Below are 20,707 nucleotides of genomic sequence, written 5' to 3'. Positions count from 1 at the left end.
GACGAGTCCGTGCCCGACACCCTCGCCAGCCACCGGATCGGTATCGTCGTCGCGCTGGCGTCCGTCGCCGCCGTGGCGGGGGTGGCGCTGCTCCTGTCACCCTATCTGGGCGCGGGCAGCCTGGCTTTGCTGTTCATCCTGCCGGTGATGCTCGCCGCGGCGCAGGGCGGACTGGTCGCCGGCCTCGTCGCGGCGGGGAGCGGAGCGGTCGCGTTCAACTTCTTCGTGATCGAACCGCGCTTCACGCTGCGCATCGCCGATCCCGACAATGTCGCGACGACGTTGGTGCTGCTGCTGGTCGCCGCCGCCGTCAGCCAACTCGCCGGTCGCCTGCGCGCGGCGCGGGAGGCGGCGGAGGCGCTGGCGGCGGACCAGCGGCGGCTGGCCGCACTGGAACGCGCGCTGACCGATGCCGGCGACCACGGCGCGGCGCTGGCGCTGCTGATCGATGCGGTAGCGGGGGCCTTCGCGGTCGACGCCGCGGCACTCGGCGAACCCGACATCGCCGACCCCGCGCCGCTCGACCGTGCGGCGGGCGAATGGGCCCTGGCGAACGGCGAGGCGGCGGGGCGCGGCAGCGGCGTGATCGACGCTGCCGACCGGCTGTACGTGCCGCTGGTCGCGGGCGGCGAGCGGGTCGCGCTGATTGCACTGTCACGCGCTGACGGCGCCTCGCCGGTACCGACGGGGCGCGGCGGGCTGCTGCGCAACATGGTCGCGGCGGCGGCGCAGACGATCGGCCGCCTGCGCCTTTCGGAGCAACAGGCGGCGATCCGCGAGGAGCGACGGCGCAGCGAACTCAGTGCGGCGTTGCTGTCCTCGGTCGGGCACGACCTGCGCACGCCACTGACGGTGATCCTGGGCGAGGGTCAGGCGCTGCAAGGTGGCGCGACGATCGTGGCGGAGGCGCAGCGGCTGGCACGCAGGATCGACAATCTGCTCGGCATGGCGCGGGTCGAGGGCGGTGCGGTGGCGGTCGCGATCGAGCCCGTCGACCTGACCGATGCGGTCGCCAGCGTGCTGGACGATGCCGCCGGGCTGCTTGGCGGGCGGACGGTGTCGGTGACGATCGCCCCCGACGCGCCGCTGGTGCGCGCCGATCCCGGCCTGCTCCACCACGTGCTGCTGAACCTGATCGACAATGCCGCCAAATTCTCGACCGGCCCGATCGCTGTCTCCGTCGCAGGTCCGGTGCTGACGGTCGCGGACACCGGGCCGGGCATCCCGCCGGGGCATGAGGACGACGTGTTCACCCGTTTCCGCCGCTTCGCCGGTTCGGACCGCGAGGGCGGCAGCGGGCTCGGCCTCGCGATCGTCCGCGCCTTTTCCGATGCGTTCGGCGCGACGGTGACCGCGACCAACCGGCCGGGTGGCGGGGCGATCTTCAGCGTGGCATTCCGGTCGGCATGATCCTGATCGTGGATGACGAGCCGCATGTCCGGCGGCTGCTGGCGGCGATCCTGTCGCGCGGCGGGTACGACGTGGCGGAGGCCTGCGACGCGCGGTCGGCGATGCCGCTCGTCGCGCGCGCGGAGGCGGTGCTGCTCGACCTCGGCCTGCCCGACCGCGACGGCATGGAGTTGCTGAGCGATATCCGCCGGGTCAGTGCCGCGCCCGTGCTGGTCGTCTCCGCGCGCGAGGCGGCGGCGGAGAAGGTCGCCGCGCTCGACCTCGGTGCGGACGATTACGTGACGAAACCGTTCGATGGCGACGAACTGCTCGCCCGACTGCGCGCGGCGTTGCGCCGGCGTGGTGCCGAGCCGGCCCGCGCCGTGACCGCCGGCGATGTCGTCATCGACACCGAGCGGCGATCGGTCACCAAAGCGGGCGCGGAGGTGCATCTGACCCGCAAGGAATATGGCCTGCTGGCGATGCTGGCCGCGCATCCGGGGCGGATCGTCACGCACGCCCAGTTGCTAACCGTGATCTGGGGTCCGGCGCATGTCGCCGACATCGCATACCTGCGCGTGGCTGCGCGGGCCCTGCGCGTGAAGCTGGAGGACGATCCGGCGCGGCCCGTGCTGATCCGCAACGAACCGGGGATCGGATACCGGCTGGTGGTCTGAGCGGCGTGACCCCTATTCTCCGTCGCCCCAGCGAAAGCCGGGGTCTCGTTGAGGAGAGGACGAAGCCCCTCACCGGGAGACCCCAGCTTTCGCTGGAGTGACGAAGGGAGTGGCAACAACGGTCGCAAAACCCCCGCGTTGCACGCGTGACGGCGCACCGGTATGGCCCGGTCCGTGAAACCCCTCATCATCGCCGTGCCCAAGGGGCGTATCCTGAGCGAGGCGTTGCCGCTGCTCGCCGCCGCCGGCATCCGTCCCGAAGCCGCCTTCGCCGACGAGGACAGCCGTGCGCTGCGCTTCGCCACCGATGTGCCCGAAATCGAACTCATTCGCGTCCGCGCGTTCGACGTCGCGACCTTCGTCGCGCACGGCGCAGCGCAACTGGGCGTGGTCGGATCGGACGTGCTCGCCGAGTTCGACTATTCGGAACTCTATGCGCCCGTCGATCTTGGCATCGGCCATTGCCGCCTGTCGGTCGCGGAGCCGGTCGCGATGGCCGAGCGTGACGATCCGCGCGGGTGGAGCCATGTTCGCGTCGCGACCAAATACCCGCACGTCACGGCCGCCCATTTCGCACGCCGCGGCGTGCAGGCGGAGTGCGTGAAGCTGAACGGCGCGATGGAACTCGCCCCCACGCTCGGCCTCGCGCCGCGGATCGTCGATCTGGTGTCGTCCGGCCGCACGCTGAAGGAAAACGGGCTGGTCGAGGTCGAACGCATCATGGACGTGACCAGCCGCCTCGTCGTCAACCGCGCGGCGATGAAGACGCGGCCCGACGTGGTGCCCCTGGTCGAGGCGTTCCGCCGCGCCGTCGCCGGGGCGATGGCCGCATGATCCGGCTCGACACGACCGAACCCGGCTTCGCGGAGGCGTTCGACGCCCTGGTCGAGGGGCGGCGCGAGTCCGCCGCCGACGTGACCCGCGACGTGACCGCGATGCTGGCGCGCGTGAAGGCGGAGGGGGCGGACGCCGTCGCCGCGTTGACGCTGCAATTCGACCGTCACGATCTGGCGCAAACCGGCTGGCGGATCGACGCCGCGACCTGCGCCGCGGCCTATGAGGGGCTGGAGCCGGGCCTGCGTGCCGCGCTCGACCTCGCCGCCGCGCGCATCCGCGCCTATCACGAGCGTCAGCGGCCGGTGGACAGCGACTATGTCGATGCGGTCGGCGTCCGGCTCGGTGCGCGCTGGTCGCCCGTCGATGCTGCGGGGCTGTACGTGCCGGGAGGACGCGCGGCCTATCCGTCGTCGCTGCTGATGAATGCGATCCCGGCCAAGGTCGCGGGCGTCAAGCGGCTGGCGATGGTCACTCCGACCCCGAACGGAGAGGTCAATCCGCTGGTCCTCGCCGCCGCGCACCTGTCGGGCGTGGACGAGGTGTTCCGCGTCGGCGGTGCGCAGGGCGTCGCCGCGCTCGCCTACGGCGCGGGACCGATCGCGCCGGTGGACGTGGTGACCGGTCCCGGCAACGCCTGGGTCGCGGAGGCCAAGCGCCAGCTCTACGGTGTTGTCGGCATCGACATGGTCGCCGGTCCTTCTGAAATCGTCGTCGTCGCCGATGATGCGAACGACCCGGAGTGGATCGCCGCCGACCTGCTCAGCCAGGCCGAACATGACGTGACGACGCAGTCGATCCTGTTCACCGACGACGCCGCCTTCGCCGACCGCGTCGCCGCTGCGGTCGAGGCGCAACTGACGACACTGGTGACCGAAATCGTGGCGCGGACTGCGTGGGAGGCGAACGGCGCGATCATCGTGGTCCGCGATCTGGACGAGGCGCTGCCGCTGGTCGATCGCCTGGCACCCGAGCATCTGCAACTGGCGGTCGACGATCCGCAGGCGCTGTTCGACCGCGTGCGCCATGCCGGATCGGTATTCCTCGGTCGCCACACGCCGGAGGCGATCGGTGATTACGTCGCGGGGCCGAACCACGTATTGCCGACCGGCCGCCGCGCGCGCTTCGCGAGCGGGCTGTCGGTGCTGGACTTCATGAAGCGCACCAGCTTCCTGGGGCTGGACGAGAGTGCGCTCGCGGAACTCGGCCCTGCGACGGTGGCGCTGGCGGAGGCGGAGGGGCTGCCCGCGCACGCCCGCTCGGTCGCGCTGCGGTTGCGCCTGAACCGACCTGAAAACTGAGATTTACCGGCCGGAAAACTGATACACGAGGAGAGCATGATGTTTCGTCGCCGTGTCGCCGCCCTGCTGCTCATGCTGGGCATGCCGCTGATGTCGCCGCTCTGCGCGCAGGTGGTGGTGCCGGACGACGACTATGCCGCCGATCCGGTCGGCATCGTCGAGAAACCCTGCGTGTTCCACCCCGCGCCGATCGACGACAAGACCAAGGCGGCGTGGCGGCTGCACCTCGCGACGCGCGATTTCGGCGGTCTGTGCCGCTACGCCGCCGACGACGCGCGCCTGATCGCGGCGAAGACGCCGGTGCGGATCGTGTTCCTCGGTGATTCGATCACCGAGGGTTGGGCGCAGAAGGACCCGGCGTTGTTCCAGAACGGCGTCGTCGGACGCGGCATCGGCGGGCAGACGACACCGCAGATGCTGGTCCGCTTTCGGCAGGATGTGATCGACCTTCACCCGAAAGCGGTGCACATCATGGCCGGCACCAACGACATCGCGGGCAACACCGGCGCCGCGACGATGGCGACCGTCACCGGCAACATCCGCAGCATGGCCGAACTGGCCAAGGCGAACGGCATCCGCGTCGTCATCGCCTCCGTCCCCCCCGCCGCCGCATTCCCCTGGGCGAAGGACAAGCAACCCACGCCGCAGATCGCCGCGATCAACGCGTGGGCGAAGGGGTATGCGGCGGCGAACGGATTTCAGTGGGTCGACTATCACCCCGTCCTCGCGACCACGGCCGGCGCGATGAAGCCGGGGCTTGCCAGCGACGGCGTGCATCCGACCGAGGCCGGCTACGCGGCGATGCGCCCGGTCGCCCTCGCCGCGATCGCCCGCGCGACGCGATAGGGGACGAGGCCACTTGAAGCCGGCGGTCGGCATGCCGGGCATCCCGCGATAGCCCAACCCGTCGTGTCCCCGCGAAGGCGGGGACCCAGTGAGCCGGACGGGTCTACGCCTGCGGAACCAAGCGGTGAGCTCCCGCCTTCGCGAGAGCACGGATGTCTGACAGCGCAACCGCGTATCCGCTCAGCCCCCTCTATGATCCACCCCGGCGAAGGCCGGGGTCCAGTTGCCGCCAAGGCCGTGAGTCTCTCCAACTTCGCCGATACTGGACCCCGGCCTTCGCCGGGGCGGTGCGGTAATGAGAACATACCGCGTGACGCGAGCATGCCGACCCACACCCCAACCCGTCATTGCGAGGAGCGGAGCGACGCGGCAATCCAGAGCCGCGAGCGCCGGACGGGATTGCTTCGCTGCACTCGCAATGACGGCAGCAGGCAGCCCCCTCAAAACACCGGCTTCACCTCCGCGTCCGGCAGGGTCACGCCCAGCACCCGCGCGATCGACGGTGCGATGGCGCGCATGTCGACCACGCCCAGGCCACCGTGCCGGATCCCCGGCCCCGCCACGATCAGCGTCGACCGCATCGCCGGATCGCTCGGGACATAGCCGTGCATGCCCTTGTATGCGGCAGGCCTTACAATCGGCGCGGCCGGATCGCGCCCCGTCTCGTAGCCGGGCTGGAGCGCGACGAAGAAACTCGCCTCGCTCGCGCCGCCCGCCTTCGCCACCGCGCTGCGATCCATGACCGCGGCGATGTGGTAGGCGGAATCCGCCGCCGTCTTCGCCAGCACGCCCGCGACCTTCGCCACCAGCGCGGCGTCGTCCGGTCGCGCCAGCCGTACCGCTGCGGTGCCGCCCGCGAGCCAGGGCATCGCCTCCCATGCGGTCGGCTTTCCGTCCGCACCGAGCGTGATCAGCCCGGCGTCGAGGAACGGCTTGAACAGGTTGATGTCGGTCGCGATCGGCTGGAACCCGTGATCGGACACCAGCACGATCGTCACGTCCGGCATCGCCTTGCGCGCCGCGGCGACGAGTTGGCCGACCAGCTTATCGGTCTGTTCAATCGCGGCATTGGCAGCAGCAGAGCCGGGGCCACTGCGATGTTCCTCGTGGTCGATCCCGGCGAGGTAGACGGTGGTGAAGGCTGGCTTGCGCGCCGCGATCAGCGCGGCGGCGAAGCGGACGCGGTTGGCGTCCCCCTCGACGCTTTCGTCGATGCCCTGCGCATAGGACGTGCCAACCGCCTTCTCCAGTTCGGGCAACAGCCCCGGCGTCGCCAGCGCCGCGAGCAGCTTGGGATCGTCGGCGGTGCCGGTGCGCCAGATCTGCGGCAGGTTCGCGTCGATACCGGGCGCACCGACCGTGACCGGCCAGTGAACGTTGGCGGTCGTCAGCCCCTTCGCATGCGCCGCCGCCCACAGCGTCGGCACGCGCACGTCGCTGGCATACCAGTACCAGCCGGTCTGGTTCTTCGCGTCGGGATCGAAGGTCAGGTTGTTCGACACGCCGTGCTTCGCGGGCGAGACGCCGGTGACGAGCGTGGTGTGGCTGGGATAGGTCAGCGTCGGCAGCACGCCGATCACCCCCTCCGCCGACGCACCCTCCGCCGCGAGCGCGGTCAGCGCGGGCAATTTCATACCTCGCGCCTTCGCCTGCGCCACGTCGGCGGAGCGCAAACCGTCGAGCGAGATCAGCAGCACCGACGAGGCCGAAGCCTCGCCGGTCGTCAGCAGCGCCGCCGCCACGAACAGGAGACGCCGCAGCATCGTCAGAACCCCTTGCGTAGGGAGACGAAGAACTGGCGCGGCGCACCCGCCAGCAGCGTCTGGTTGTCGCCGCTCGCCCCGTACCCGTTGGAGCCGACCGTGGAGATATACTCCTTGTCGGTCAGGTTGGTCACGCTGCCCTCGATCGCCAGCCCACCCAGCGCGGGGAAGCGATAGCCGATGCTGGCATCGACCAGCACGCGCGCACCGACCGACTGATCGTTCAGGTAGGTGAAGTACCGCTTCGACATGTAATCCGCACCGGCGCGCGCGAAGAAGCTGCCATTGTCGAACACCAGTTCGCCCTTCGCCATATGCTCCGGCGTGTCGACCACGGTCTTGCCCTCGGTCGCGGTCAGCACCGCGCCGGCGACGTTGCGGACATCGTCCTGATACGTCGCCTTGTTGTACGAATAGCTGGCGAAGGCGGAAAAGCCGCCGGCGATCCGGTAATAAGCGGACAGTTCCGCGCCATAGCTTTCGACGCTGCCCGCATTGTTCAGCGTGGGCGGGTTGCCGATGATCCCAGCCCCGTTGGCGAAGGTCAGCAGCCGGTCGGAGAAGTCGACATAATAGCCGACCGCCGACAATTGCAGCCCGCCGGTGCGCAGGCGCACGCCACCCTCCGCGGTCTTCGACGTCTCGGGCTTCAGCGTCGTGCGGATCGCGTTGAACCCGACCTGCGTGATCGCGAACGGCCCCGTCGTCGCGGACGACACGAACGCGCGCATGTTCTCCGTGTAGCTCGCGAACACCTCCGCACCGCCGCCCAGGCGGAACACCGCGCCGACCTGAGGCAGGAACCAGTCCTTCGACTGGATCTCACCCGCGACCAGCGTACCGGTCGTCAGGTTCGCGCGGTTCTGGACGCGCATCCCCTTCCACCCGCCGTTCAACGTCAGGTCGCCCAGCGTCAGCGTATCGGCGATGTAATATTGCAACGTGAAGGTGTCGTACTTGCCGTCCCACTGGGTGGCGAACGGGTCCTTCTGGAATTCGAGCGTCTCGCGATTGGGCGTCGCGGCGCTGGTCATGCCGTAGAAGCGGCGCGCCTGCACGAACGTGTTGCTTTCGACCCAGCCGCCCAGCTCCAGCCGGTTGGCTCCCGTCTCGTACGCGAAGCGGGTCAGGTTGCCGGCGCGGTCGATGCCGTATTCGGTGGTGCGGAACGACAGCGGCGATGCCGTGGTGAGCGTGCCGCCATTGCCGTCCGGCGCGCCCGCGGGGGTGCCGACATAGGGCGTGATCCACGACCCCTGCCCCTTATTCTTGTGATAATAGCTGGTCGAGACGACCGACAATTCCGGCGACAGCTTCGCGTCGAAGGTCACGCCGCCCAGCCAGTCGCGGCGCAGGCCGCCCGCATCGTAATACACGTCGTCGATCGTGCCGATCCCCGACGGGAACGCGAGTCCCGCCGACGGGTAGGGCAAGGGCGCGGCACCGCTGCCGGCGCGCACGGTCTGGTTGGCGTAGATCTGCCCGAGTTGCAGCGCGAGCGGGTAATTGTCGCCGATATTGTCGTTGTTCAGGCCGCGACGACGGATGATGTCGAGGCTCAGATCCTGATAATCGGTCTCGCGCCGGTCGGAGAAGTTCAGGAAGGCGGTGATGCTGCCCAGCCCGGCGATGTCCTTGACGACCTTGCCGTTCGCCTGGTGCTGGCGCTGGTTGCCGTATCCCTTCCACTTGTCGGTCTGAAGAAAACCATAGCTCAGATACCCCTTCAGCCCGTCGCCGAGGTCGCCCGAATCGACGCGGACGAAGGCGCGATAGGTGTCGTCGCTGCCGTACGTGCCGGAACCGACGATATCGAACGCGTTGGACGGCGTGCGACTGACGAACTGGAGCGTGCCGCCGAGGTTGCTGGTCGACGCGGTGCCGATCGAGCCGGCGCCCTGCGCGACCGTGGTGCTGGCAAGGTTTTCGGAGATGATCGCGCGGCTGACGTGCAGGCCGTTGACGTTGCCGTAGCTCATGTCGCCCAGCGGCACGCCATCCAGCGTGAAGCCGAGCTGGTTCTGGTTGAACCCGCGCAGGCTGATCCGCGTCGACCATTCATACGCGCCGAACGCGTCCGACGACTGGAAGTTGACGCCGGGCAGCTTGGCGATCGCCTTCAGCGGCGACGTGCCGGGCGTCAGCCGCTCGAGATCGCTGGCGGTGACGGTCTGGACCTGACGGCTCTGGCCGAAGCCGAGCACGACGATGTCGCCGCCCGCCTGATCGGGAGTGGCCTGATCGTCGGGCGCTCGAACGGCCGGCGACGTGTCGGTGGCGGCAGGAACCGCAGCGGCAGCCTGCACGGACATCTCCTGTGCAACGGCAGCCTGCGCGAACAACGCCGCAGGCGCGACGCCCGCGAGCATCAGAAACTTGGCGATCATGGTCTTGGCCCCTTGGACGGATATGCTTCCCGGTGAGCGGGGCCATGTTCCCATCCGGTGACCGGGTCGTGACGCATCCGTGACGGATGCGTGACGCCCTACTTCATCGGCAGCTCACCAAAGCTGATCTTGATCCGGACCCAGCCGCCCAGGATCTTGCGGTTACCCTCGCGCGGGGGCAGCACGCGGAATTGCCACGCCGCCAGCCGCATCGCCCGCGCCAAGCCCGAGCCGACCGGAGACTCGGCCACCTGGCGGCAATTCTCGACGTGGTAATCCTCGATCATGCGACAGGCGATGATTGCATAGCTGCCCGCCGGCGCGCCGTTGGGCAGATAGCCGTCGAGCTCGGCCTGGGTCGGCCGGCGGTACCAGTCGACGTCGTACAATTGCTCGCCGCCCGGCCCGTCGCCGGGGCCATAGACCTTGCCGCTGCCCTTGCCGGTTCCTGCGGTTTCGGTGCCGGTATCCCCCTTGTCGCCCATCTTGCCGATGTCGGCGGCGTCGAACAGCTCCATGCCTCCGGGCAGCATCTTCAGCGGCACGGGGGCCGGGATCGGCGGCGGTGGCGGTACTACGGCCGGGCCGACCGGAGCCGCTGCAGGCGCCTTGCGCGCGGCGCTGGTGGACCGCGCGACGCTCTTCTGGGGGGTGGGCCGCGTCACATCGTTGGGCGCGGGATAGAGGCTGAAGGTCTTGGGATCGGGATCGACCTCTCGCAGCGGCGGCGGCTTCGGCGCGGCCCAGAACAGCGCGAGGATGATGAGGACATGCGCCACCAGCGCCAGGATCAGCGAGGCGGGCCGACGCCGACCGGGCGAGACGCGGTAACCCGATGCCATCGCCGATCGCCCTAGGATGTGGCGAACGCGGTCGCAATGGGGTTGGGTGCCGAGGGATGCGGACCGACGCTCAATCCTCCCGGCGCGGGCAGGTGGCGCGCCGCAGGCGTGACGGAGGGGCGGCCACAAGCGACAGGCCCGCGGCTGCCCCTCCACCAGCTTCGCTGGTCCCCCTCCCCGTGCCGGGAAAGATTCGAATCAGGCCAGCTTGCCCTCGAAATCGCTCGCGTCGTGGCGTTCGTGGAGCTGTTCCGCGGGATCGCCCATGATTCGGTTGACGATCCGCCCTCGCTTCACCGCCGGCCGTTCCCCGATGCGCTCGGCCCAGGCGACGACGTTGCCGTATTCGTGCGCCGACAGGAACTCCGCCGCCTCGTAGACCTTGTTCTGCACCAGCGCCCCGTACCACGGCCAGATCGCGATATCGGCGATCGTGTACTCGTCGCCCGCGACGTACGGCACCTCGCCGAGCCGGCGGTTCAGCACGTCGAGCTGGCGCTTCACCTCCATCGCATAGCGGTCGATCGCATATTCGATTTTCACCGGCGCATAGGCGTAGAAATGCCCGAAGCCGCCGCCCAGCAGCGGCCCGGCCCCCATCTGCCAGAACAGCCACGACAGCGTCTCCGCACGGGCGGCGCGGTCCGCGGGCAGAAACGCGCCGAACTTCTCCGCGAGGTAGACGAGGATCGATCCGGACTCGAAGACGCGCACCGGCTTCTCGCCGCTATGATCGACCAGCGCCGGGATCTTGGAATTGGGATTGGCGGAGACGAAGCCGCTGCCGAACTGGTCGCCATCCATGATGCGGATCAGCCACGCGTCGTACTCCGCGCCGGTGTGGCCCGCCTCCAGCAATTCCTCCAGCAGGATCGTCGCCTTCTGACCGTTTGGCGTGGCGAGCGAGTATAATTGCAGCGGATGTTTGCCGACGGGCAGGTCCTTGTCGTGCGTTGGCCCCGCGATCGGACGGTTGATGCTGGCGAAGCGGCCACCGGCCTCGCGGTTCCAGGTCCAGACCTTGGGCGGCTCGTAGCTGGTATCCGTCATTGGGGCTCCTTCGCAACAGTTGCGACCGGGCGTAATCTATGGTCCACCACCCCCGCCCTCAAGGAAGCGGCGGGAGAGAATGATGCTGAAGCACGGTCTGGCGGCATTTGCCGTTGCGGGAATGGGTGGCTTGCTGGTCGCCGGAACGACGCCGCTGGGCGCGCAGGCGGTGGCGAAGCGCACCGATCCCGCGATGATGGCCGCGATCGCCGCGCCGGAGCGCAGCGCCGCCAACCGCGCCCGCGACAAATACCGCCACCCGGCGCAGACGCTGGCGTTCTTCGGTGTCACTCCGGGCCAGACCGTGGTCGAGTTCCAGCCGGGTGGCGGCTGGTACACCGAAATCCTCGCACCCATGCTGTCGGCGCGCGGCCACTATATCGGCCTCACCGGCCAGAAGGGGCAGGAGGGGCTGACGAAGCTGCTCGCCGGCGGCGGTACCCGGTACAAGGGCGCGACGGCAGCGGCGCTGGACGTGGCCGCTGGAACGTCGACCGTGCCGGACGGATCGGTCGACACCGTGCTGACGTTCCGAAACGTCCACAATTTGATCATGCAGGGCGGACAGGCCGCACCGAACGCGTTCAAGGCGTTCCACCGCATGCTGAAGCCCGGCGGCACGCTGGGCGTGGTCGACCACCGCCTGCCAGAGGGCATGGACTCGGCGGCGGAGATGAAGAGCGGCTATCTGAAGCGGTCGACGATCGTGAAGCTGGCACAGGATGCGGGCTTCAGGCTGGCCGGCGAGAGCAAGGTCAACGCCAACCCGCGCGATACGCATGCCTGGCCGGACGGCGTGTGGACGCTGCCGCCGACGCTGCGGCTGGGCGACACCGACCGCGCCAGATACGTCGCGATCGGCGAAAGCGACCGCATGACGCTGCGGTTCGTCAAGGCGAAGTAGCGGTTTTCACGCCCTCCCCTTCAGAAGAAGACCCTTGCTCCCCTTCCCTTGGGGAGGGGCTGGGGGAGGGCTTCGCCGCGGGCGACCCGCCAAGGCTCCACCCCACCCCGTCCCTCCCCTGAAGGGGAGGGAGAAGCGCGAGGACGTCAGGCCTTCCGAGCCCGCCCCGTCTCAGCCCGCCGGCTTCGCCCCGATCTTGATCCCCGCCGCCATCGGCTGGCTCGGCGGCAGCGCGAGTTCCCCCGCCGGGAAACCGTTCGACTGGAAGATATACGCCTCGATATCGGCGACGGTCTTGCCGCTCAGGCTGCCCGGCGCGTTCAGCGGCATCGTCGTCTGGATGCGCCCGAGCAGGTCGCCCGCCGACGTGTTGTTCCAGTTGTTCAGGAAGCCGCTGCCCGTCAGCGCCGGCGCGACGTCGATCCCCGAGAGCGAGTCGCCGTGGCATGCGGCGCAGTTCGCCGCATAGGCGGCCTTGCCGCGCGTCGCCTGTTCGGCGGTGTAGACGCCGCTCCACACGCTGCGTTCGCTCGCCTGCGCATTGGCGACGACGGCGGCCCCGAACATCGTGGTCGCCGCGGCGAGCAGCCACAGGCCGCGAGTCTTGTCGATCATGGTCATCACGCTACTCCCGGAAGCCGATACGCGACCAGCTCGGCACTGTAGTTGCCGCCACCAATCGCGACGACGATATATTGTTTGTTCGCAAGTCGATAGGTCATCGGTGAGCCGCTTTGCGGGGCGGACATGTACACCGCGCCCTTCTCCTCCCCGGTGGCCTTGTCGTACGCGCGCAGCATCGCGCCGCGCACGCCGTATTCGTTGGTGTAGAACCCTGCCTCGCCACAGATCACCAGCGTCTTGGTCACCAGCGGGCCGAGGTTGCCGGCGCGACCGGTGCGCGGGATCTTCAGCCCCTTCAGCTTGGGGTGGTTGCGGACGTTGTCCGGCGTCTCCCCGTGCGCCACCTGCCACGCGATGTCGCCCTTGGTCAGGTCGATCGCGGTGATCCGCCCATAGGGGGGCTTGAGCAGCGGCAGGCCCTGTACCGCCAGATACCCCGGCGGCGGCGCCTGCACCCCGCCCGGCGCGCCACCCGGCGGTGGCGCGACCGGCGGTGCGCCGGTGTTGGCCGTACCCGGAGGGGCACCAGCAGCGGCCGGCGGTGCACCCGGTGGCCGCGCACCGGCGGGCATCGGCGCGCCCATCGCGGTCTGCGGCCGCACGCCCGATCCCGCGATCCCGTGCACCTGCGGGAATTCGGATACGTTCATATCGGTGTTCGGGACGATCCCGACCACCGACGGTTGCGTCTTCGAATAGACGTAGACGGTGTGCGTTTCGGGATCGTAGCAGCCACCGGGCCAGTTGGTCCCGCCCTGGATACCGGGATTGGTGATCGTCCCCCAGCGGCCCGGCTTGCTGACCACGGGCGGCGTGTAGAGCGGGCCGATCTTGTACGACTTCACCATTTCTACCGCCTCGGCGCGCAGCTCTGGCGTGAAGTCGATCAGGTCATCGATCGTCACGCCCTGCATGTCGTAGGCGGGCGGCTTGCTGGGGAAGGGCTGCGTCGGCGCATACCATTCGCCGGGCACATCGCCCGCCTCCACCTTGCGCTCGACGATCGGCCAGATCGGTTTCCCCGTCTCGCGGTTCAGGACGTAGAGGAACGCCTGCTTGGTGGGCTGGGCCAGCGCCTTGACAATGCGGCCCTTGACCGGGATGTCGCACAGGATCGGTGCGCAGGGAATGTCGCGGTCCCACAGGCCGTGATGGACGAGCTGATAATGCCAGCGGCGCACACCCGTTTCCAGGTCGAGTGCGACGATCGATTCGCCGAACAGCGCATTGCCGCGGCGGAACATGCCCATCTCGTCACCGGTCGGCAGTTCGACGGGAATGTAGACCAGCCCGAGCTGCTCGTCCGCCGACATCTCCGCCCAGACGCCGCCGTTGCCGGCCTCGTCCGCATCGCCGTTCAGCCAGCTGTCGTAGCCATACTCGCCCTTTTTCGGGATGGTGTGGAAGATCCACTTCCGCTTGCCGGTCCGCACGTCGAATCCGCGGACATAGCCCTTCACGTTCTTGCGCACCGCCGGCACGTCGCCCGCAGTGTGCGCAGCCCCGACCACCACCGTGTCGCGGGCGACCAGCGGCGTCGCGTGCAGCCCGACGTCGGCGGTTTCCAGATCGAGTTCCTGATCGAAATCCTTCTTCAGGTCGACGATGCCGTTCACACCGAATTCGGGGTCGGGAACCCCCGTCGCCGCGTCCAGCGAGACGAGTTGGTACCCCGTCGTCACGTACAGCACGCGTTCCTTGACGCCGTCCGTCCAGTAGGAGCAGCCATGCCCGGACAATTGCCGCGGCGAGTTCAGCGCGCGCTGTCCCTCGTCCAGCCGGTGCATCCACAACAGCTCGCCGCTCGCCGCATCCAGCGCGATGCAGTCGCGTCGCGATCCCGCCGGCAGGAACAGCCGTCCCTTGACCAGCAGCGGCGTCGGTTCGAATTGGTACTCCTTGCGCGCGCCGAACACGTCGGTCTTCACGCTCCAAGCGATTTCCAGATCGCCGAAATTGGCGGCGTTGATCTGGTCCAGCGGCGAATAGCGCGTGTTCGCCACATCCGCCGCATAGTGACGCCACTCTGTGTCGGGCAGCGAGGCCGCCGTCGCCTGCACCGCTGCACCCGCCCGCGCGCCGAGCGTCATGACGAACACGGACGCGGCGGTGCCGCTCAACAGGTGACGGCGGGAGATATCGGACATGGTGCTCACCAGCTCACGGCGATGTACTTCGCCTCGCAATATTCGATCAGGCCGTGATGCGATCCCTCGCGGCCCAGCCCGCTTTGCTTGACGCCGCCGAACGGGGCGGCGGCATCGGACACCAGCCCGCGATTGACCGCGACCATGCCGCATTCGATGCGGTCGGCGATCTTCAGCGCGGTCTTCAAATTCTCGGAATAGACGTACGCGGCCAGCCCGTATTCGGTGGCGTTGGCCAGCGCGATCGCCTCTTCCGGATCGTCGAACGGAATCACCGCCGCAACCGGGCCGAACACCTCGTTATCGAGGATTTCGGAGCCGGGCTGAACATTGGCGATCACCGACGGCGGATAGAAATAGCCGTCACCCTCGATCGCCTGCCCGCCCAGCCGCACCTCGGCACCCTTCCCGACCGCGTCGCCGACCAGCCACACGATCTTGTCCACGGCCTTGCGGTTGATCATCGCGCCGCATTGCGTCGCCGCCTCGATGCCCGGACCGACCTTCATCGCGCCCATTTTCTCGACCAGCTTGGCGACGAACGCGTCGTGGATACCGCGCTGTACGTAGAAGCGGTTGGCGGCGGTGCAGGCCTCGCCCGCATTGCGCATCTTGGCGATCATCGCGCCCTCGACCGCCGCGTCCAGATCGGCATCGTCGAGCACGATGAACGGTGCATTGCCGCCCAGTTCCATCGACGAACTGACGACCGAATCCGCCGCCTCGCGCAGCAGCAGGCGGCCGACCTGCGTCGATCCGGTGAAGGACAGCTTGCGCACGCGCGGATCGTGCAGGATCGCACTGCACACCGGGCCGGGCTTGCTGGTGTTGACCACGTTCACGACGCCCGCCGGCACGCCCGCGCGGCGCATGATCTCCGCCACCGCGAGCGCCGTCAGCGGCGTCTCCGCCGCCGGTTTCAGGATGCAGGTGCACCCCGCCGCCAGCGCCGGCGCGATCTTGCGCGTCGCCATCGCGGCCGGGAAATTCCAGGGCGTAATCAGCAGCGATACGCCGATCGGCTGATACTGGACGAGGATGCGGTTACCGCCCGACGGGGAGATGCCGAGTTCGCCGTTGATGCGCACCGCCTCCTCCGCATACCAGCGGAAGAATTCGGCCGCATAGGCGACCTCGCCCCGCGCATCGCTCAGCGCCTTGCCGTTCTCCAGCGAGATCAACTGCGCCAGCCACTCCTGCTCGGCCATCATCGCGTGGAAACAGGCGAGCAGGATGTCGGCGCGCTTGCGTGGAGCGGTCGCCGCCCAATCGGCCGCCGCCGCCGCCGCGGCATCGACCGCGGCGATCCCCTCCGCGATGTCGCCGTCCGCGACGCTCGTCAGGATGCTGCCGTTCGCCGGATCGTCGACGTCGATCCGCGCGCCGCTCGCCGCCTCCATCCACTGTTCGCCGATCAGCAGGCCGGTGGGGATCGCGAACGGTCCGTCGCGACCATGCGCAGGCGGCGGGGTATAGGTGGTGCCGGTCATGTCGTTGCCTTGTCGTTCAAGCAGCATGGAGGGAGGCCCGGTCGCCGGCGAACGCCGCGCGCGTGATGGTCTGCATCGCCGCCAGGTCGAGCGGCCGGGGGTTGTTCTTGATCAGACGCGCGGCGTTCAGCGAATATTCGGCGACGTAATCCTGCTGGTCCGCGCGCAGGCCCAGCGCCTCGAGCGACGGCGGGATTTCGATCTTCGCGAACAGCTCCGCCACCGCTTCGATGAAGGACTGCGAGCGATCGGCGGCGGTCGCGCCACCGATCCCGACCAGCTCCGCCAGCTCCGCAAAGCCGTCCGTGCAGGCGGGGCGATTGAACTGCATCACGAACGGCAGCAGCGTCGCGACGCCCTGCCCATGCGCGGTGTGCGTCAGATTGCCGACCGGATATTGCAACGCGTGCGCCGCAGCGGTCCCGGCGGTCCCGAACGCGCAACCGGCGGCGAGCGAGGCGAGCATCACGCCCTCACGCGCTTCCATGTCGCTGCCGTCGACGAACGCACGCTCCAGATACCGGAAGATGTTGGTCACCGCCAATTTGGCGAAATGATCCGACAGCATGTTCTTGCCGACGAACACATGCTCCTCGGTCAACATCGCGTCGACCGGGCGGGCCAGCGTCGTGTACGCCTCCACCGCATGCGTCAGCGCGTCCGCCCCCGAAAAGGCGGTCAGACCCGGCGGGCAGGTGACGGTCAGCTCGGGGTCGCAGATCGCGATCTGCGCGATCAGGTGGGGGCTGGCGATGCCGACCTTCGCGCCGCGTTCCTCGTCGGCGACGACCGCGACCGGCGTCGCTTCCGATCCGGTGCCGGAGGTCGTCGGCACCGCGACCAGCGGGATCACCGGGCCGGGCACCGCGAACTCGCCGTAATAGTCGCGCACGCTGCCGCCGTGGGTCAGCAGCACCGCGACGACCTTCGCCAGATCGAGCGAACTGCCGCCGCCGATGCCGATCACCACGTCGGCCCCGTAGCCGCTGCCCTGCGCGACGCACGCATCGATCGAGCGCAGCGGCAGGTCGGGGATCGTGCCGTCGAATACCCGCGTCTCGACGCCGTGCGCGGTCAGGTCGTCGACCATCGCCGCGAACTCGGGCTGCGCCGCCTGCCGCTCGTCGGTACAGATCAGCGCGCGCCGACCGACGCGGGCGGTGGCGGAGCCCAGCGCCGCGCGCTGCCCGCGGCCGAACAGGATGCTGCGGGGCAGGCGCAGCGCGCCGAACATGGGAGCGATGTCGGTCACCGGGCGCTGCCGGTCTTGAGGTAGGCGATCACGTTGGCGCGGTCCTGTGGATTGGCGATCGGCGCGGCCATCATCTTCGTGCCGGGCACCGTCTTCGTGGGGCCGCTGAGGAAGCGGGAGAGGTTGGCCTCGTCCCATTTCAGCCCGGCGGCTTTCATGGCGGGGGAATAGCGATAGGTCGGCAACGATCCCGCCCGCCGTCCGACGACGCCGACGAGGTTGGGACCGATGCCGCTGACGCCGGTCGGGGCCAGCGAATGACACCCGGCGCAGCGCGCGAACACCGTCTTGCCCTTGACCGGATCGGCGGCGGGCAGCGGCGCGGCGTTCGTCGCCACGCCGCCGCCAGCAGCGATCGCGACGACGGCGATACCGCCCGCGACGGCGAACATTCCGACCATCGATCGACCGTTGTGGAAACGCGTCATGCGGCGACGACCTCCTCGGGCACGTAAAGCCGGCGCGAGGCGTCGATCCACAGGAACAGGATGGCGGCGATCAGGCACAGCACCGCCAGCACCATGAAGGCGGGGAACCAGCCGCTCATCGTCACGATATAGCCGGTGACCGCGGCGGCGATCGCCGCGCCCAGATTGCCCAGCGTGTTCATGACCGCGGACACCGATCCGGCGAACTCGCCGCCGATATCCAGCGTCACCGCCCAGGACACGCCGACCGTCAGCTCCAGCCCGAACAGCGCGACGCAGAAACACGCGATGCTGGGGATCGGCGCGTCGAGGGCCGCGGCCAGCGGGATCATCGCCGCCGCGGTCAGGAACCCGATCACCGCGATCACCCGGCGCGCCAGCTTCAGCCCGGCCCCGCGCTTGACCAGCAGGTCGGACGTCCACCCTCCGGCGAGATCACCGAGCACGCCCGCCATCAGCGGCATGCTGGCGAACAATCCCATCACCGCGATGTCGAACCCGCGCGTGTCGTGGAGGTATTTCGGAAACCACGTCAGGAAGATGTTGATGCAATAGGCGTAGCAGAAATACATCGCCGACAGCAGCCAGAGCTGGGGATTGGCGAGCAGGCGACGCCACGGCACCTTCGCGCGCGCGGGTCCGCTACCCAGCGCGTCCTCGATCATCGCGCACTCGGCGGCATTGACCGACCGGTGCGTGCGCGGCGTGTCGCGATAGTACCAGAACCACAGCAGCGCCCACGCGATACCGACCACCGCGAACAGCAGGAACGGCATGCGCCAGCCGAAATCGACGATCAGCAGGGCGACGAACACCGGCGTCACCGCCCCGCCCAGCCGCGCGCCGGCATGCGTCAGGCCCTGTGCCCATCCGCGCTCCGCCGGCAGCATCCACCGCGACAGCGAGCGCGTGGCGATCGGGAACGCCCCCGCCTCGCCCATCCCGAACAGGAACCGGCACACCATCATCGACCCGGCCGAAAACGTCAGCGCGGTCGCGGCAGTGAAGGTCGACCACCAGAGCACCACGCCGGTCAGCGCGCGGCGCGGCCCGAACCGGTCGCCCAGCCAGCCGCCCGGGATCTGGAAAAAGGCATAGGCGAATTGGAACGACGCGAAGATCCACCCCATCGTCACCAGCGAGAAGCCGAACTCCTTCTGGATCGACGGTGCCGCGGTCGCGATGACGACCCGGTCCATATAGGTGATGAGGTAGGCGAGGACGGTCAGCCACAACACGACATGCCGCACGCGCGTCGGCCGCACCGATGCAGCACCGTCGCCGACGCGGGGAACGGCCGCCGACGGCACGATCGTGTCGGTGATGCCCGCCCCCGCGACGCTCACGGCTTCGCGGCTCCGCAGGCATCCGCCGCCCGGCCGACGCAGGTCTGCCAGATGGTCGGCACCTTGCGCCCGGCGATATAGACGGAGGAGATCGCCCGCGTGTTGCGGATGTCGGCAACGGGATCGCGGTCGAGCACGAGCAGATCGGCCCATTTGCCCTTCTGCACCGTGCCCGCCTCGTTCGAGCCCAGGAAGCTGGCGTTGGTCCCGGTCGCGGCGGTGATCGCCTGCAACGGGGTCACGCCCGCCTTGACCATCAGCTCCATTTCCCAATGGGCGAAATAGCCGGGGAATCGCGCGGTCGGCCCGCTGTCGGTGCCCATCCCGTACTTGACGCCCGCTTTCGCCTCCGCCGCGAAGCTCGCCATCGCGTTGGTCAGCACCTTCGGATACTTCGGGAAGGTCGGCGACGCGGCGAGCCGCTGCTGCCGCTCGTCGCTTTTCAGCGTCGCGACGGTCGACGGTGCGACCCCACGCGAGAAGAACGGATCGTCCACGAACGGTAGCAGCGTGTACGTGAAGCTGGCTTCGCGGCTCAGCGTCGACGCCAGCTGCCACGTACCACGCGCCTTCATCGCCGCGATCAGCGGCGCATCCGCGACGCGGTCGCGTACCTGATGCATGAACACGTCGACGCCCTCGCGCGTCAGTTCCGCGGCGTTGTCGTAATAGAAGATGTGCGCCGCCGCCTTTTTGTCGGCCTTGTGCGCGGCGGCGATGACGGCGGTGCTGACCGGATAGGGCATGCGCTCCGCAATGGTGCCGAACTCGTCGTCCATCCACAGTTTGACGAAGTCGTCGCCCTTGGCCGTCTCGCGCTCGACCATCGCGGTCGCTTCCGCGGGGGTCGCGACCGACTGGTCCAGACCGGGCACGCCGCCATAGCTGCCCTTGAACACCACGCCGCGCCCGGCGGTATAGGCGCGCGCCATCTCGACCCGGCCGATCCGCCGCTGGTCGGCGATGACGTCGTGGATCGTGTCGCCGTCGGTGCCCAGCGTGTAGACCGACGTCACGCCGTAGGCCGCGTACAGGCGAAGCTGCGCCTCGATATTGGCGCGGTCATAGTATTTGGTGAAGTTCTGGTCGACGCCGTTCACCAGCCCCAGGTGCACGTGGCTGTCGATGATGCCCGGCATCAGGTATTTGCCGCGCAGGTCCTCGCTGGTGGCGGACTTGGCCGCGGCCGGTCGCCGGCCCGACGGCCCTACCCAGGTGATGCGACCGTCCGTCATCACCAGCGCCTGATCCGCCACCGGGGCGCGGCCGGTGCCGTCGATCAGCGTGAAATGGTCGAGGACGACGGTTTCGGCAAAGGCTCCCCCGCTCAGGCACATCGTCGAGATCGCCGCACCGAGGCGGATCGCTGTGTATACCCGGCGACTTGGGCGAATCCGCCGCATCGCTTACCTCTCCATGTCATATCC

Annotated in this window: 17 protein-coding genes; 6 read left to right on the top strand and 11 right to left on the bottom strand. The window is 68.9% G+C overall.

Going from position 1 to position 20,707, the window contains the following annotated elements; all coding sequences use genetic code 11:
- The first annotated feature begins 9 nt into the window (after positions 1-9).
- From ILT43_RS12895 to ILT43_RS12875, 5 genes are all read left to right on the top strand, one after another.
- Positions 10-1,410, top strand: coding sequence for a DUF4118 domain-containing protein (locus tag ILT43_RS12895; RefSeq protein WP_204199369.1), 1,401 nt, complete (start codon positions 10-12; stop codon positions 1,408-1,410).
- Entirely contained in the window at positions 1,407-2,066 is a 660-nt protein-coding gene (locus ILT43_RS12890) for a response regulator (RefSeq protein ID WP_204199368.1), read from the top strand. The genes ILT43_RS12895 and ILT43_RS12890 overlap by 4 nt, the downstream gene beginning before the upstream one ends.
- A 174-nt stretch (positions 2,067-2,240) precedes the next feature.
- A complete protein-coding gene (gene hisG, locus ILT43_RS12885) occupies positions 2,241-2,900 on the top strand; it encodes an ATP phosphoribosyltransferase (RefSeq protein WP_204199367.1) in 660 nt (219 codons plus the stop codon).
- Positions 2,897-4,201: a histidinol dehydrogenase gene (hisD, locus tag ILT43_RS12880; protein WP_204199366.1), complete on the top strand. Its 1,305-nt coding sequence runs from the start codon at positions 2,897-2,899 to the stop codon at positions 4,199-4,201. The genes hisG and hisD overlap by 4 nt, the downstream gene beginning before the upstream one ends.
- A gap of 39 nt (positions 4,202-4,240) precedes the next feature.
- Positions 4,241-5,047, top strand: coding sequence for an SGNH/GDSL hydrolase family protein (locus ILT43_RS12875; protein ID WP_425530305.1), 807 nt, complete (start codon positions 4,241-4,243; stop codon positions 5,045-5,047).
- A 440-nt stretch (positions 5,048-5,487) separates the two neighbouring features.
- Here ILT43_RS12875 and ILT43_RS12870 read toward each other — a convergent pair whose 3' ends face one another.
- From ILT43_RS12870 to yghU, 4 genes are all read right to left on the bottom strand, one after another.
- Positions 5,488-6,810, bottom strand: coding sequence for an alkaline phosphatase family protein (locus tag ILT43_RS12870; RefSeq protein WP_204199364.1), 1,323 nt, complete (start codon positions 6,808-6,810; stop codon positions 5,488-5,490).
- 2 nt (positions 6,811-6,812) lie between these two features.
- Entirely contained in the window at positions 6,813-9,197 is a 2,385-nt protein-coding gene (locus tag ILT43_RS12865) for a TonB-dependent receptor (RefSeq protein ID WP_204199363.1), read from the bottom strand.
- A gap of 98 nt (positions 9,198-9,295) precedes the next feature.
- A complete protein-coding gene (locus ILT43_RS12860; protein WP_204199362.1) occupies positions 9,296-10,039 on the bottom strand; it encodes a hypothetical protein in 744 nt (247 codons plus the stop codon).
- A 198-nt stretch (positions 10,040-10,237) separates the two neighbouring features.
- Complete coding sequence (gene yghU, locus ILT43_RS12855) at positions 10,238-11,089, bottom strand: glutathione-dependent disulfide-bond oxidoreductase (RefSeq protein WP_204199361.1); 852 nt, start codon at positions 11,087-11,089, stop codon at positions 10,238-10,240.
- Between the two features lie 82 nt (positions 11,090-11,171).
- On the opposite strand from yghU, the gene ILT43_RS12850 reads away from it, so the two are divergent.
- On the top strand, positions 11,172-11,993 hold the full coding sequence (locus ILT43_RS12850) for a class I SAM-dependent methyltransferase (RefSeq protein WP_425530304.1): 822 nt from the start codon (positions 11,172-11,174) through the stop codon (positions 11,991-11,993).
- A 171-nt stretch (positions 11,994-12,164) separates the two neighbouring features.
- On the opposite strand, the gene ILT43_RS12845 is transcribed toward ILT43_RS12850, so the two are convergent.
- Genes ILT43_RS12845 through ILT43_RS12815 form a run of 7 tightly spaced genes read right to left on the bottom strand, consistent with a single transcriptional unit; the run spans position 12,165 to position 20,683 of the window.
- Complete coding sequence (locus ILT43_RS12845; RefSeq protein ID WP_204199359.1) at positions 12,165-12,614, bottom strand: c-type cytochrome; 450 nt, start codon at positions 12,612-12,614, stop codon at positions 12,165-12,167.
- A complete protein-coding gene (locus tag ILT43_RS12840; protein ID WP_204199358.1) occupies positions 12,614-14,764 on the bottom strand; it encodes an outer membrane protein assembly factor BamB family protein in 2,151 nt (716 codons plus the stop codon). The genes ILT43_RS12845 and ILT43_RS12840 overlap by 1 nt, the downstream gene beginning before the upstream one ends.
- A 5-nt stretch (positions 14,765-14,769) precedes the next feature.
- Positions 14,770-16,254, bottom strand: a complete 1,485-nt coding sequence (locus tag ILT43_RS12835) for an NAD-dependent succinate-semialdehyde dehydrogenase (RefSeq protein ID WP_204199357.1) — start codon at positions 16,252-16,254, stop codon at positions 14,770-14,772.
- A 16-nt stretch (positions 16,255-16,270) separates the two neighbouring features.
- Positions 16,271-17,506 (bottom strand): iron-containing alcohol dehydrogenase, encoded by a 1,236-nt coding sequence (locus ILT43_RS12830; RefSeq protein ID WP_204199356.1) that lies wholly within the window; start codon positions 17,504-17,506, stop codon positions 16,271-16,273.
- Positions 17,503-17,934 carry a c-type cytochrome gene (locus tag ILT43_RS12825; protein ID WP_204199355.1) on the bottom strand — a complete coding sequence of 144 codons (432 nt, stop codon included), beginning with the start codon at positions 17,932-17,934 and terminating at the stop codon, positions 17,503-17,505. Before ILT43_RS12825 ends, ILT43_RS12830 begins: the two co-directional genes overlap by 4 nt.
- Complete coding sequence (locus tag ILT43_RS12820) at positions 17,931-19,280, bottom strand: MFS transporter (protein WP_204199354.1); 1,350 nt, start codon at positions 19,278-19,280, stop codon at positions 17,931-17,933. Before ILT43_RS12820 ends, ILT43_RS12825 begins: the two co-directional genes overlap by 4 nt.
- Positions 19,277-20,683: an amidohydrolase family protein gene (locus ILT43_RS12815; protein ID WP_204199353.1), complete on the bottom strand. Its 1,407-nt coding sequence runs from the start codon at positions 20,681-20,683 to the stop codon at positions 19,277-19,279. The genes ILT43_RS12820 and ILT43_RS12815 overlap by 4 nt, the downstream gene beginning before the upstream one ends.
- Positions 20,684-20,707 lie beyond the last annotated feature (24 nt).

This window comes from Sphingomonas longa (genome assembly GCF_016892685.1).
Lineage (GTDB): Bacteria > Pseudomonadota > Alphaproteobacteria > Sphingomonadales > Sphingomonadaceae > Sphingomonas > Sphingomonas longa.
Note: the sequence above shows the minus strand (reverse complement) of the source record. Positions and strands in the feature narration are given on the sequence as shown.